This window comes from Streptomyces sp. NEAU-W12, from assembly GCF_026242095.1.
GTDB lineage: Bacteria > Actinomycetota > Actinomycetes > Streptomycetales > Streptomycetaceae > Streptomyces.
Window position 1 is genome coordinate 172,353 of sequence record NZ_JAPJDM010000011.1, and the last position, 13,910, is coordinate 186,262.

A 13,910-nucleotide genomic window follows, 5' to 3' on the forward strand; every position below is an offset into this window, starting at 1 on the left:
CCCCCGCCGCCCCCCCGGCCCGCCCGCCGCGGCCCCCGCCCCCGCCCCCCGTGCCGGTGGGGGAGTGGGACGAGAGGGCCGACCCGTGCTCACCGGCGCTCGCACGGTGCCGTCGGGGAAGGTTCGCACCTCCCGGAAGGGCCGTCCCGGCCCCGGTCACCGGGGCTCACCGGCTGTCGACGTCCCGGTCGAAGTCCTCTGCGCACTGCCGGCGGTCGGCTTCGGTGTCGGCGTGCTCGACGCACTCGGTGTAGTTCTTGAACTCGTCGCTGCTGAACACGGCCGCGCCCACCGCCAGGAGCACCGAGGAGGCGACGAGGGCGAGCGCGCCGATCACCGCGCCGATCACGGACATCGTTCCGTTGGTGGCCGCACCGCGTTTCTCGCGCCGGTGTCCGAGCACTCCGAAGACCAGCGCCAGCAGGCCGAGCACGATCCCGCCGATTACGGTCCAGAACAGTACGGCGCCGACCAGGCCCAGAACGAGAGCCGCGATACCGAACCCGTTACGGCGCTCACCCGCACCGGTGGGCCCGCTCTGCCATCCTCCGTGGTGTCCTTGCGCCGATGTCATGGTCGCTCCCTCCGGTACGAGACGGATCAGTTCGGTGTCTGGCCGTGTTCGAGGGCCTTCCGGGTCAGGTCGGTGACCTGCCGGGACGGCGGTGCCTTCGCCTTCACGTCCGTACCGAAGTCGCTGAACTCCATGACGGTGCGCACCTTCGCCGGCCGAGGAGGCGACGAGGCCCGGTCCGTGGCGGCCTCCTCTGCGGGGGCCTTGAGCGTCATGTCCATCTGCTGCCGTCGGATGCGGCCGTCGTCGTCGAGCCACACGTCCATCGGCAGTGTCGGACCGAGTTGTCGACGCAGAGTGGCGCCGTTGGGGAGTTCGGCGACGTCGACGGCGACCCGGTAGTGGGTGGTGTTCACCTCGCCGACCTTGGAGGTGCCCTCGCGGGTGACGTCCCTGCCGTCGATCGCCTTGGCGAACGCCGCTGCTTGGACAGGATCGTTCACGGACTGGCCCCCGACTGCCCGGCGCTCGGCGGCCTTCCGTAAATCGATCTTGATCCACGGCTTGCCGCCCGGGGCCTCACTCCGGGGAAGCTTCTGGTAGAGCACTTGGTCGACGACCCGCTGTTCGACGCGCCCGCCCTGCGCGCTGAGGGTCATGACGCTGTCACCGTCCTCCAGGTCGACGGTCCCCCGGCCGCTCGCCGTCATCGAGGTGCCGTCGGCCGAAGTCTGCACACGCAGCGTCACCCGCGCGGTGTCCTGCTCGGCCGTCTTGCCATAGGCGGAACGGACGGCCTTTGTGTCCTGCTCCCGGGTGCTGGACGTCTCCTTGCCTGCCGGGGAGCCGCCCTCGTTGCCGCAACCGACCAGCACCGTGCCGGCCAGAACACCGGCCACGGTCGCCGTGCCCACCCGGATGCTGCCGTCTGGCCTGACCATGTGATGTGTCTCCTCTCAGGTGTGCGCGTACCGGCCCATCGTGGTACCGGCGTGGTGTCCCGACTGCCCCGGTCTGCAGCGAAAACACTTACGGAGAATTGTTTTTGACGTTTCGTCACTGATTCCGCCGACGCGAGGACCCCGGCGGGGACGCGGCGGCCGGAGAGCGGGCCGCCGGCCTGCGGCGCGTCGCCGCCGACCGGCCTCCAGTCGCGGTCACGGCCCGGCGGGAACAGTGTCAGCGCGCCAACGCCTTGACGGTGAGCAGGTCTTCACCGGTCAGTTCCGCGATCCGGTGCGCCGGCACTCCGGCTGCCAGGGCGCGGACGAGCAGTGCGTCCCTGCCGTCCGAGTAGGAACGGTAGGCCAGCAGTTCCTCCTCCAGCCGGGCGACGTTGCGCGGCGCGGCATGCCGGCGCACGTGGCTCAACTCCTCCTCCCCGAGGGGGACGGGCAGCCGCTCGGCATCGTCGGGAAGGGCTGACGTCTCCTCCGGCGGCACCAGCCGTAGCTCTGGGGACGTCGCGGTGACCCCCTGAGCTTGCAGCCATGCCCGGACCGCGGGGGTCTCCATGCAGGCCAGTTCCCCGACGGCCGCGGGGGGCACGCCGAGCGTCACGGCCGTGCCGTTCAGCAGAACGAGGTAGGCGTCATCGGTCATCTTCGGTTCCTCACGGGAGAAGTCCTTGTCCTGACGGCACCCCCTATACCCCTCATCGACCGTCTCACGACCGCTCCCGACCTGTCGCGGGCCATCCACGCCCGCCGCGCGGGATTCCGGGTCTCCCGGTACCGCGCGTAACAAGCCCGGCTGGACACGGGCCTGCCGATCGCCGCCGACGCCGGCCCCGCACGGCGCCGGCGCATCGCGCTCCTGCCGGAGAGGGCCGACCGGTCCCGCTCCTCCACGTCCTGCCGACGGCCGACCCCGGCCACCTTCCCGGCCGCACCCTCGACGAGTACGGAAAGGCAGGCGGAGCAGGCAGGGTGAGCCGGAACACGCGCACGTGCGACGCAGGGGCCCGTCGCGCTCTCCTCCGGCGCCGGACGGACGGCCTGTGCCATGAGCAGGACGGTCGGCCCGGTGATGCCGACACCGACATGGCGCGGGAGGGAGGTGAGGAACGCGTCCGTCTCCACGCTGTCGGTGCCGTCCAGGCAGTCGATGTCGTGAAGCAGCCCGGCCGCCAGGCTGCCGGCGTCCGGGCCCGTGACGTGGTCGGGCGGTTCGGGACCGGCCGTGCCTGGCTCCATGGCTGAGATCAGCGGAACCCCCGCGTTGTTGAGGACGAGGTCTGCCGGCCCCCACAGATCAGCCACCTGGCCGGCGGTCGCTCGGACGACCACCCGGTCGGTGACATCCACGGCCACGGCCCGCCGAACCCGCACCGACCGGCTTGCCCGGCTCCTGCCCGTGGAGGACTGTGACGACGGCGGTGAGCGAAAACGAGTCGCCGTGCAGCAGTCGGGCCGGCGCTGCGTCCTTGGGCAGGAATCCGCTCGCCCCGGCGCGCAGCGCCTCGTAGACATACTCGTCCAGGTTGAACGTGGTCGCCACGAGCACCCTGCCGGGGTGTCTTCCCCCGGCGCCGGCGAGCAGGCCGGCGGCCTCGAGGCCGCCGAGCACCGGCATACGTACCTCCATCACCACGACGTCCGGGTGCGGTTGCCCGGTGAGCTTGACCCCGGCCTTGCCCGTGCGGGGGAGCCGGCGCCGCGGTACCCCTGGTTCGCCCCCCGTCCCGCAGGCGCGCTTGGTGCCGCGGCCCTGCGCCGATACAAGGGACCTGCTCGATGAGGCCGTGACGTTCCCCCAGCCGTCACCGCCTCACTCAGGCCGTCGGCTCGTCGTCCACGGGGATGCCCAGTCGGTCGGCCAGGGTGGTGAGGGCCGTTCCCAGGGGGAGCGCGACCCGGGTGGCGGCGTGCCGGTCGCCCCGGGTGGGGTCCCGGTTGACGATCAGTACGGGTTTTCCGGCCTGAGCTGCGTGGCGGACGAACCGGAGCCCGGACATCACCGTCAGCGAGGAGCCCAGAACCAGCAGCGAGGCCGCCTCGCGGACCAGCGTGCGACAGTGCTCGACCCGCCGTGGCGGAACTGCTTCGCCGAAGAACACCACGTCCGGTTTGAGGACGCCGTCGCAGACTGTGCAGGGCAGCACACGGAAGCCCTCGACCTGTTCGTCGGTGAGATCGGCGTCCCCGTCCGGGTTGATTCCGGCGGCCGTCGGCTCGAAGCCCGCATTGGCCTCCTCCAGTCGCCGGGCGAGTTCGCTGCGCAGGCTGAGGGCGCCACAGGAAAGGCAGACGACCCGGGCCAGGCTTCCGTGGAGTTCCACGACCCCCTCGCTGCCGGCGCTCTGATGCAGGCCGTCGACGTTCTGGGTGATCACACTTGTGAGCAGGCCGTGCCGCGCGAACGCGGCCACGGCCCGGTGCCCGGCGTTGGGGCGGGCACGGCCGAAGGTGCGCCAGCCGAGGTGGCTGCGCGCCCAGTACCGGCGCCGGGCCTGGGTGTCGGCGGTGAAGTCCTGGTAGGTCATCGGAGTGTGCCGGCTCAGGGTCCCGCCCTCGCTCCGGTAGTCGGGGATGCCCGACTCCGTGGAGATGCCCGCTCCGCTGAGTACCAGCACACCACCGGTGCTCAGCGCGTCGGCGACCGGCTCCAGGTCCGTGGTGCCGGGCAACAGGTCGTCGGCAGGGAGCCAGTTCAGAGTGGGGCGCATGCGCATACCGCCAGGGTACGGAACAGGTGGTCGTCACCAGGAGCAGGAGAAGGCCGCAGCCCGGCAGGCCGCGCTGACCGACCGCGGACCGGACACCCGGGTCCGCAAGCCGGCCGACCCCGCCCGCTCCCGTCGAGCCGGCCAGCGGCGAGGCCGACATCTCGGAGGGACGTCGACGGCGTCGGAGCCCGGACGCAGTCCCGGTGCCCGCGTCCGGGCTCCGGCACCGTGCGTTACGACACGTCCGGTGCGGACGGCTCCGCACCGGACGTCACGGCGTTCCCCGCACCGTCGGTGAAGGGCACCGAAGGGCTTCACCACCTCCAGGGGCTGGTGGGTGACCTCCGACCGGCTACCGGAGGAAAGATCCGCAGTGGCCCCGCCTCCGCCCGGTGCAAGCGCCGCACAGGGCGGGCATCGCCGCGTCCCGCCGCCGTGACCGCCACGGCGCCTCCCGTATGAGAGGCAGGCCGTCGAGCCCACGGTGTCGGAGGAGACCGCGGAGCGCCGGCCCACGGCCCGGGAAGCGCGTCGCCCCCCGGTTACCGCCTTCGCCTTGCTGGACGACGCCGAGCTGTTCCGGCTGTATGCGGGCCACCGTGCCAACAAGCCGGCGTCCTGCGCGGCGGCCACCACCACGGGCTTCGCCGTGGAGGGACCGCAGCACCGGGAACCGGAGTGCGACGGGGCGCGTTGCGGCATCGAACCGCGTACCCGGCCCGCTACGGACGAGGCCTCCTCAAAGCTCCGACCAGACGTCCTGCCGTCCCCCGCCGTCCCCCACGTCTCGCCGGCCCGGCGGGGTGCGGGGGGCGGGAGCGGTCTCAGCTCAGGACGGTCTCCCAGGTGTCGACGGCGAAATGGGTCGTCATCCCGTGGCGGTCGTACAACCGGGGAGCCCCGGTGGTGTTCGCGGTGTCCACCCCGAGCCCGATGGTGTCCCGACCCCGTGCCGCGAAGGCCGCGAAGGCGTGCCGGAGCAGGAAACCGCCGAGGCCCAGGCCGCGGGCCCCGGACAGCACGCCGAGGCTGGGGATCCACCCCATGGCCTCCCGGTCGTTGCGCGCCAGCAGGAACCCGGCGTCCCCCAGCTCGTCGGTGGAGACGATCCACACCAGGGACCAGTCCAGCGCGTCGGCGTCGATGTCGTGCAGCCACTGGTCGTACGTGCGCGGCTGGAAGTCGAAGTGGTCGGCGAAGGACGCCTGGTGGAGTGCGTGGACGCGGGCCCGGTCCTCCTCGGCGCCGCAGTCCCGTATCCGCACACCGGCGGGTACCTCGGGCACCACGTCCAGCGCGGGGTCCAGCGGTCGGTGCTTCACGTGATATCGCCGTACCACCTGCCAGCCTCGTGTCAGGAGCAGCTGCGTGTCGAGGGTGGGCGCCACGTTGAGGTGGAGGTGGACCACGGCTCGCTCGGCGCCGTTCTCCCCTGCCTTCTCCAGCGCTCTGGCCTCCATCACCTCCAGCAGGTGCGCGCCGGACCGCTGATGGTCGGGCAGCACGTAGTGGTCGATGTCGATGCGGTCGCCGCCGGACTCGTCCCACAGCAGCCCGTAGGCCACCAACTCGTCCCCGTCCCACACGAGCCACGAGTCGCGCTCCAGATCGGTCTCGGGATGTTTCAGGTCGGCCTGGACCGTGTGCAGGTCGGTCTCGGGCCGGCCGATCTCGATCTCGTCGACCTTGTTGAGCAGTTCGGTGACGGCGGGCGCGTCCGTGAGCGCGGCGGGCCGCAGGGAGTAGTGCATGACAACCAAGGGTCCGGGGAAGGCGCGCGGGCCGCAACGGCTTTTCCGGCTGGCGACCGCATCCGGGGAGGGCGCGGCCACCCGGCCCTGCGGACCGCGGGGTGTCAGCGGGCGGGGCACGCCGGGTGCTCCGTGGGCAACGGCCGTCCTGCTGTCCCGGGAACGAACCGGGATCAGCGGGTCAGGTGGGCCGCCGGGGCCGAACAGGAAACCGGAAGACGTGGGTCGGGCCTGGTGAACCGGCGAGGGTCCTCGGCCGACGTGCAGCGCGTCAGTGAAGAACGCCCCCGCCCGTCGGCGACACCCGCAGGTCAGTTGCTGTCCGGCCGCCCACCGTCGACGGGTGCGGTCCCCCTCCCGCTACACGCAGTGTGCGGAGCGGGCCGGTGCGGTGGGACAGCGGTTCGCCTCGGCCGCCGTAGGGTGTCGCGATGGTCTCGGCGATCGAGACGGCTGCCCCCGCAGGTCGGGCCGACGGTGAAGGCGTCGTGACCACTGATGCCGTACGCCGCTTGTTGAGGCGTGCCGTCCAGCACTGTCTCCCGGGCCCGGACGAAGCGGTCGAGAGCCTCGACGGTGACGCCGCCGGCAACGCATTCACGTTCTTCGACGGCGTCACCGTTTCGCTGCGCCGGGCACTGGTGCACATGCTCGAGGAAGTCGCTCGGCACGCGAGACGGGCGGGCATGCCGCGCGAGTCCGTCGACGGTTTCACCGGGGATCACCATTCGACCAGTGTCATCACCGCTCCGCCAACGGCCCCGCGCGTCCACCGGTCAAGTCCGCCCAGGTCGCCGACTCGTGGCCGACCGGCCTCATTGCCCAAGGACACTGCGTGACAAGTGGTGCCGGATTCCGTCGACAAAACCATGCAGGGCGGCCCTCTGGACATTCAAGTCGGTCGGATGCCCGGCGGCACGGGTGATCGCACCGGCTCGATAGAACCCTCCGTACCTGGGCAGACGCGCCTTGATCTTCGCTGTCGCCCTTGGAGGGGAAGTAACACCATGGCTGCACCCGCACGTGCTTCGCGTTCCGTGCGCCGCTCCCGCCGGTTCGAACTGCGGTCGACGGCTTTGTACTTCGTCCTTCTCGCCGTCGTCCTGGTGTTGGTGGGCACGGCTGTCCGTACTGCGGCGGCCGCCGCCGAACGCCGTCCTGCCTGGGCTGTCGCGCTCGTCCTCGTGGGTGTCGGCGGTGTCGTGGCCGCCTGCCGCAGAAGGCGCCGGATATCGGCAGCGAGGCTCGCGCGCCACGCAGCGGAAGCCCTGGACGAGGCCACGAGCACGGCCGTCGAAGCCCTCGACACCGCTCCACCGACTCCTGCCGCCGACCCCGTACCAGCACGGACCGGTCCCTGCGGCGGACGCCTCGACGCGGAACGGACCATCCCGCTCCCCGAGCCCGTGAGCGGGGTGTCCGCGGACCCCGGGGAGGTCGGCTACGAGGAGCTGGACCCCGCCGAGTTCGAGCAGGCGATAGCCGAGCTGTGCCGACGCGACGGCTGCCTCGACGTGGACGTCGTGGGCGGGGCCGGCGACCTGGGCGCCGACGTCTTGGCGAGGACGCCGGACGGGCGCCTGGTCGTCGTCCAGTGCAAGCGTTACTGCGACGCCAACCGGGTCGGTTCCCAGGACATGCAGCGGTTCGGCGGCACGTGCTTCACCGTTCACGGGGCCGATGTCGCCGTCGTGGTCACCACCAGCGACTTCACCGCTCCCGCGATCGAGTACGCCGAGCAGTGCGGCATCGTGTGCATGGACGGTCAAGAACTCCTGCGCTGGCAGCACGGCGTGGGGCCGCGGCCGTGGGAGCCGGAGTTCGTGACCGGGTGAGGCGGGTGAGGACGGGCGGCCGCGCGCTGTGGGAGGCTCATCAGTACCGGCCGAGCAGGGGACCTGGGTCCTCCCGGGGCTGGGCCACCTGGGGACCCGCGGGCCGGTCGGCGCTCGACCGTGTTCTGCATCGGCCCAGAAGGCCGGCACACTTCCACGTTGCTCCGGTGACCCCGCTCGGGATTCGTCGGCAAGGGACGACCAGGCCACCTGAGGCAGGAGGCGAACCGGGCCAGGTCGTCTGAGAGGGGGGCCAGTTCCTCGGAGACGGCACACGGAGCTGTGAGTCAGGGCGTGCTGTCCCGTGTCGCCGAACTTCACGTGTGTGCCACCGAGGTTTGAGTGCTGGGTGATCAGGACACCGTGGCGGCCGGCGGAGTCCATCGGTGGGTGCGGGGCACCGTGCTGGAGATGTCGTAGTCCTTCTTGAGCTGTTCGGGGATGGCGTAGTGCATGACGCGTCCCCGAGTGAGGGAGGACAGCTCGAAGACGGTGGTGAGGTGACCGAGACGGTCCAGGGCCCAGGCGCCGAGCGGGGAGCGGTCTTCGATGCTTTCGAGAACGCCGAGGAGGTGGGGCAGGGCCTTGACGACGGTGTCCCACGGGGTCTGCGGCACGTGGAGCCAGTCGGCGCAGGTGTCGCCGACGAGGTAGCGGATGAGAGCGGAGACGATCGGGTCGAAGAAGGCGCCGGGCGCCACTTCCTCGTAGAGGTCGATGAGTTGCCGGGTCAGGTGTGCGCCCTCCTCGGAGGGTCCCATGTGCCGGATCATGTACAGGTCGAGGAAGGCGCGGGCCTCCTCCAGGGTCTTGGGGACGGCGTCCTGGTCGACGCCGAGCATGGCGCCGACCACCCGCCAGGCGTAGTAGTAGGCTTCGGCGCCTTCCTGTGACATGTGGATGCCGAGGCGGTTCAGACTGTCCAGGACGAGCAGAGAAAAGAACATCTGCCCGCCGACCATGTCCTCCTGGCAGATCGGCGTTCCCAGCGCGGTGGCGTCCCACTGGTTCGCGCGCTTGAGGTGGTGGCGGATGGAGGCATGCAGGAGGCGGACCTTCTGGGCGGCAGGGATGAAGCGGCTGCCGGCCTCGAAGGCGTCGGGCTGCATCAGGTAGACGGTGAACTGACCCGTCTCCGCCATCCGTTTGGACGGGTACTTCAGTCCGTGGGTGGCCGACAGCAGTTTCGCCACGTGCGGCACGACGTAGCAGGCGGGCATCGAGGCGAAGGACAGCGCGGTGGAGATGTGCACGTTGTTGTCGATGAAGAACAGCCGTGCCTTCTCCATTTCCGCCCAGTCCACCCAGGACGGCGGGACACGGGTCGACTCCAGGTACTCCCGGGCGACGTCGGGCAGCCCGTCCGGCAGGGGAGCACCCACGGTGGAGACGTAGCGCATCAGGGTGTTGAACGTGCCCACCTGGCCGCTTTCGAAGAGCGCGGCGACCGTGGCGTCGGCGAGTTCGTCGCCGGTGTGCCGTAGGGCGTCCATGGAGGCCTCGGTGTAGGTCATGGCAGGGTTCCTTGTTTCTCGGGACCGTTGACGACCGGCGGGAGGGCCGGCGGCCGGGCACGGCGGGCGGCTGTGCCCACCGGGTTGCAAAAGTTCAGGACAGACGGTCCGCGGCGGACTGTGCCAGTGCGGTCAAGGCGCTCGCGGCGTGCGCTGGTGCGTCCAGTTCGTCGAGAGCGCCGAGTGCCTCCTGGACGCGTGCGCCGATCATGTCCTCGATGCGGTCGGGTGCCTTCAGCCGGCGCGTCACCTCGCGCACCGCCTCCAGGGCATCCGCGTCCGGGCGGCGCCGGCCCAGCAGGGCGCCCAGCCGTTCGCGGTCCTCGTCGCCGGCGAGGCGCCAGGTCTCTGCCAGCAGAGCCGTGGGCCGGTTGCCGCGCACGTCGTCGGTGTTGGCCTTGCCGGTGCGTTCCGGGTCTCCGAACAGACCGAGCAGGTCGTCCCGAAGCTGGAACGCCTCGCCCAGCGGCAGACCGTACGCGGAGTAGCCCTCGCGCAGTCGCGGGCCCGCCCCGGCCAGGGCGCCGCCGATCAGCATGGGCTGCTCAACGGTGTACTTGGCGGTCTTGTAACGGACCACCTTCAGCGACGCGGCCGTGTCCGGACCGGTTCCGGTGCTCAGGATTTCCAGGCACTCGCCGGCGACCAGCTCGCGGGCCATCACCGACCACAGGGAGCGGGCCCGGGCCAGGTATGCGGCAGGCAGGCCGCTGCCGGCGAACAACTGCCCGGCCAGCGCCATCAGCAGGTCTCCCATCAGCATCGCGAGCGACCGCGCGGCGGCGTCGGCGCGGGGGCGGCGGCGTACGGCACCACGCAGGGCGATGTGCGCGGTGGGGCGCCCGTGCCGCAGCGGGCTGTCGTCGATGAGGTCGTCGTGCACGACAACGGCGGCGTGCACCAGCTCCATGGAGGCCGCTGCCCGCACCAGCGCGTCGCTGTCCGGCTGCCCCACCGCGCGCCAGCCCCAGTAGCAGAACGCCGCCCGCAGCCGTTTGCCGTCCGCGACGGCCGCCTCCAACTGCTCGGCCACCGGGCCCAGGAGAGGATCGATCGCCGCGAACCGGTCGGCCTCCTGTGCGACGAACCGGTGCAGTACCTCGTCGATGCGGGTCTTGAACGCTGCCGGCGCCCACCCGTCATACGTCATCGGCGGCCTTCCGGGCCAGGGCGTGACGGGCGAGGATCTCCAGATGGGCCGGGGGCAGGGCCGCGTACCGGTCCAGCGCCAGGCGCCCACGTGCCACCAGCTCGTTCTCGGCCTCCGCCGCGAGCTCTGCGGTGTCCGAGCGGCGCAACAGGCCCCGCACCGCCCCCAGGGCAGAACCCAGCGTGCTCACCGCAAGGTCGGCCAACCCGGCCATCAACAGCACCGTCTGCCCGTCCAGGCCGTCCCGCCGTCCCACTTCTCGCGTCATGGTCTCCCTCACCCACAGGACATGCCGGCGTCGCCGGTCACGCGCCGTCCTTCCGAGCATCGGGGCGGACCGGGCGCGAGAGCGCCACAACTCACGATCGAGTGATCACATCGCTTGGCTGTGCGGATTACCACTGCCTGCAGCCCCACGCCCGCACCCGCACCCGCACTTCCGTACCACTCGAATTCCGATGGCACGAACTCGCCGATCGTCGAGCTTCCGCGGCGAGGACCAGCCTTTACTGGCACGGGGTACCTGCGGGCCCCGCCCGAGGCCGCCCCCCACCCGACGGAAAATTTAATCGGGTAAATGTATAGGCTAAATAACGGGGTAAGGGCTGCTAGGGTTAGAGGCGAAGGGAGGCCCGCATGGCCACCGAGGAAGAGCTGTTCGAGTCAGTGGACGCGCTGCTGGAGGAGGAGCCGCAGCTCCCGCCCCCGGCGGAACGTGCCCGGCTCCGCGAGGCCGCCGGGATCACCCAGGCCCGCCTCGCGACCGCACTGAAGACCACGACACAGACGGTGAAGAACTACGAGAACGGCCGCTCCGAGCCGAAGTCGCCGCGTCTGGAGGCATACCAGCGGCTGCTGAACGGCTGGGCGGCGAAGTACCCCGCCCACGCTGCCCCGGCCGCCATGCCGCAGCCGGGGACGCCGGTCGCGTTCACCGGCCGGGCCATGCCCGATCCGGAGACGGAGGCCACCGTGTCGGTGGAGGCTCCCGCCGCCCAGGCTCCCCCCGGGCGCCCCGCCCGGCCGTCGGGGCGCCCGGCCGGCAGCCCTGCGATGTCGTCGCGTCGTCCGGCAGTGAAGAAGACCGAGAGGACCGCCGCCGACCCGGGTTTTCCGCACGGCCCGCTCGCGGTGCTGGACGGCGACGGCTCCGCGTACGGCGTGGGCGGCATCGTGCTCGCCTGCCCGGCGACCACCGTGCCGGAGCTGGTGGAGTGGACCCTCAAGGAGTCCGGCCTCGGCGCCACGAAGCTGAACCGCTACGGAAAGGACTCCGACCCGCTGATCGTGCTCACCGCCACGGCCGCCGTGAAGCTCGGGCTGCCGGAACGCCTGGAGGGCCACGAGCAGCGCCGCTCCCTGCGCCTGCCCGACGACCATCCTGTGGTCAAGCAGGTCGCGAAGGCGAAGTGGCAGCTCACGCAGCGCGGGTTCGGCCCGTGGGCGCGGATCTACCGCAAGGCCCAGGGGCGGGAGCGGCAGTGCGTGCAGCTCGCGGTCCTCTCCTGGGACGCCCTCGACGAGCGGTCCTGGCCCGGCGTCGCTGACATGGAACCGGCCGACATCGCCCGCGTCCTCGGCCTCTACGCGACCCGGGTCATCACTCCGCGCGGCAGCACGGCCGTCTCGGGCCTGGAGCTGATGACGGCGCTGCGCCCGCCCACGAAGGCCGTGCGGGACCCGGCGACGGGGAACTGGGTGCCCGGCCGCAACCCGGGGAGCCTCGGGACGGAGCCGATGGACCCGGCGCCCCCGGAGGCCACTCCCGAGCACCCCGTGGTCGTCCGGTCCGGCTGGACCGGAGGGTTCCTCAACGAAGAGGCGTACCAGTGGGTGCGGTCGGTGGACCTGCTCACCGATGAGGAGTGCACGCTGCCGTATGCGGTCGGCCTGGACCTGAACACCGCGTTCCTCGCCGCCGCGGCCCGCCTGGTCGTCGGCCTGTCCGCCCCGGACCACTTCAGCGCTCCGACGTTCAACCCGAAGATCCCCGGCTCCTGGCTGGTGGACCTGTCCCACATCGAGCTGGACCCGCGCCTGCCGTCGCCGTTCACGCCGGACGGCGAGCGTCCGACCGGCCCTGCCTGGTACCAGACGCACACGGTCGCCTACGCCCAGGAACTCGGCTGCAACGTGCATCCGATCGAGGCCTACCTGCGTCGGGAGACCGGCGCGTACCTTGACCCGTGGCACGACCGGCTCAGGGCGGCGTACGTCGACACGCTCGCCGACCTCGGCGTCACCCGGGACCTGCCGGACGCGGAGTTCCTCGCGGCGATGGAGCGGTACAAGGACGTCGACCCGGTCCTGACCGCCGTGCTCGCCGCGGTCAAGGCCACGGTCAAGGGCGGCCTGGGCAAACTGCGCGAGCGCCCGCAGGGCCGCCACTACAAGGAGGGCGAGCGGTGGCCGGCGCTTCAGCGGCCGACCTGGCGCCCGGACATCCGCGCCGCCGTCATCTCCAAGGCGCGGATCAACATGCACCGCAAGCTGCGCAACATGGCGGCGATGACGGGCCTGTATCCGCTCGCCGTGCTGTCCGACTGCGTCGTCTACCCCTCGCCGGGGGAGAGCCCGCTCGCCTTCCTGCCGTACGCCGCATCCGGCAAGCCGCAGCCGGGGGGTTTTCGCCTCGGGCCCTCGCCGGGCCTGGTGAAGCCGGAGGGCGTCCAGTCGATGCTGTGGGCGGTCGGCCTGATGGAGCAGGGCCTCAACCCGGCCCGCCACATCAAGGGCGGCGACGCCGTCCTGGACGAAGGGGAGTGACCTGTGGGGGAGATCGAGGACGCCATCGAGCGGGCCGGCCGGGAGGGCTTCACCCGTCAGCCGCCGAAGACGCTCAAGGGCCAGATCCGTTACCTGCTCAGGCAGATGGGCAGCGCGAAGGCCGTCGCGCAGGAGATCGGGGTCACGGCCGACTCCGTGAACCGCTACCGGCGCGGCGCGCGCAAGCACGCCCGCGCCGACGTCGCAGCGAAGATCGACGACGCGGTACGGCAGCGGTGGCAGCCCCAGGTGCGCAAGCGTCGGCAGCGGCAGGCCGCCGCCACGGGCGGGATCACGGTGGAGACGAGGGCCCGCTTCGGGTACACCGCGCCGGTGGGCACGACCGACGACGGACGGTTCCGGCGACTCAGCGTGCACCTTCCTCCGGCGTACGCGCAGCGACTCTTCGACGCCCACGCCGCCGGGGCCGGCGACCAGGAGATGCGCGGGATCATCGCCGAAGGGTTCAAGGACGTCTATTTCCAGGACGGCGGAGGACGCGCCAGGGGGCTTTCGGAGGTCGAAATCAACGACATCGACTATGTGGACCTGGACTACTGAATTCTCGGATCCAGAGGCAGTACATGAGGTCCGGGCCGGGTCGCCCGGAGAAACGCTGCAGCGGTTCTCCGGCAAGCGAGAGCCGACGCCGCGCGACGAGGACGAAGTCGTTCTGTGCTGATCCCCCGCGTGAACGCAGGACGAGCCGGTTC

The 13,910-nt window shown here is 71.4% G+C and carries 12 protein-coding genes and 1 pseudogene; 4 read left to right on the forward strand and 9 right to left on the reverse strand.

All coding sequences use genetic code 11. The features are described 5' to 3' along the window. Window positions 1-166 precede the first annotated feature (166 nt). The 6 genes and pseudogenes from ORI94_RS16175 to ORI94_RS16200 all read right to left on the reverse strand — a co-directional run bounded on the left by ORI94_RS16175 (window position 167) and on the right by ORI94_RS16200 (window position 5,932). Window positions 167-574: a DUF4190 domain-containing protein gene (locus ORI94_RS16175; RefSeq protein WP_266075873.1), complete on the reverse strand. Its 408-nt coding sequence runs from the start codon at window positions 572-574 to the stop codon at window positions 167-169. A 26-nt stretch (window positions 575-600) separates the two neighbouring features. Beyond that, window positions 601-1,455 (reverse strand): hypothetical protein, encoded by an 855-nt coding sequence (locus ORI94_RS16180; protein ID WP_266075875.1) that lies wholly within the window; start codon window positions 1,453-1,455, stop codon window positions 601-603. A gap of 238 nt (window positions 1,456-1,693) precedes the next feature. Then, a complete protein-coding gene (locus ORI94_RS16185) occupies window positions 1,694-2,116 on the reverse strand; it encodes a DUF6003 family protein (protein ID WP_266075877.1) in 423 nt (140 codons plus the stop codon). A gap of 792 nt (window positions 2,117-2,908) precedes the next feature. Continuing rightward, a pseudogene (locus tag ORI94_RS16190) lies at window positions 2,909-3,151 on the reverse strand (response regulator); the annotation flags it as partial. Window positions 3,152-3,287: 136 nt separating this feature from the next. Then, window positions 3,288-4,187 (reverse strand): NAD-dependent protein deacetylase, encoded by a 900-nt coding sequence (locus ORI94_RS16195; protein ID WP_266075879.1) that lies wholly within the window; start codon window positions 4,185-4,187, stop codon window positions 3,288-3,290. Window positions 4,188-5,005: 818 nt separating this feature from the next. After that, complete coding sequence (locus ORI94_RS16200; protein WP_266075881.1) at window positions 5,006-5,932, reverse strand: GNAT family N-acetyltransferase; 927 nt, start codon at window positions 5,930-5,932, stop codon at window positions 5,006-5,008. A gap of 431 nt (window positions 5,933-6,363) precedes the next feature. Between ORI94_RS16200 and ORI94_RS16205 the strand changes: the two genes are divergently transcribed. Then, window positions 6,364-6,771 (forward strand): DUF664 domain-containing protein, encoded by a 408-nt coding sequence (locus tag ORI94_RS16205; protein WP_266075883.1) that lies wholly within the window; start codon window positions 6,364-6,366, stop codon window positions 6,769-6,771. 168 nt (window positions 6,772-6,939) lie between these two features. Then, the gene (locus ORI94_RS16210; RefSeq protein ID WP_266075885.1) at window positions 6,940-7,767 is read left to right on the forward strand and encodes a restriction endonuclease; all 828 of its coding nucleotides are present in this window, start codon (window positions 6,940-6,942) and stop codon (window positions 7,765-7,767) included. Window positions 7,768-8,120: 353 nt separating this feature from the next. On the opposite strand, the gene ORI94_RS16215 is transcribed toward ORI94_RS16210, so the two are convergent. The 3 genes from ORI94_RS16215 to ORI94_RS16225 all read right to left on the reverse strand — a co-directional run bounded on the left by ORI94_RS16215 (window position 8,121) and on the right by ORI94_RS16225 (window position 10,699). After that, entirely contained in the window at window positions 8,121-9,281 is a 1,161-nt protein-coding gene (locus tag ORI94_RS16215) for an oxygenase MpaB family protein (protein ID WP_266075886.1), read from the reverse strand. A 94-nt stretch (window positions 9,282-9,375) separates the two neighbouring features. After that, window positions 9,376-10,431, reverse strand: a complete 1,056-nt coding sequence (locus ORI94_RS16220; RefSeq protein ID WP_266075888.1) for a polyprenyl synthetase family protein — start codon at window positions 10,429-10,431, stop codon at window positions 9,376-9,378. Next, window positions 10,421-10,699, reverse strand: a complete 279-nt coding sequence (locus tag ORI94_RS16225; protein WP_266075890.1) for a polyprenyl synthetase — start codon at window positions 10,697-10,699, stop codon at window positions 10,421-10,423. The genes ORI94_RS16220 and ORI94_RS16225 overlap by 11 nt, the downstream gene beginning before the upstream one ends. 368 nt (window positions 10,700-11,067) lie before the next feature. Here ORI94_RS16225 and tap point away from each other — a divergent pair, with 368 nt between their 5' ends. Both tap and tpg read left to right on the forward strand, forming a co-directional pair. Continuing rightward, entirely contained in the window at window positions 11,068-13,197 is a 2,130-nt protein-coding gene (gene tap / locus ORI94_RS16230; RefSeq protein WP_266075892.1) for a telomere-associated protein Tap, read from the forward strand. A 3-nt stretch (window positions 13,198-13,200) separates the two neighbouring features. Continuing rightward, a complete protein-coding gene (gene tpg, locus ORI94_RS16235; RefSeq protein ID WP_266075894.1) occupies window positions 13,201-13,758 on the forward strand; it encodes a telomere-protecting terminal protein Tpg in 558 nt (185 codons plus the stop codon). Window positions 13,759-13,910: the final 152 nt, after the last annotated feature.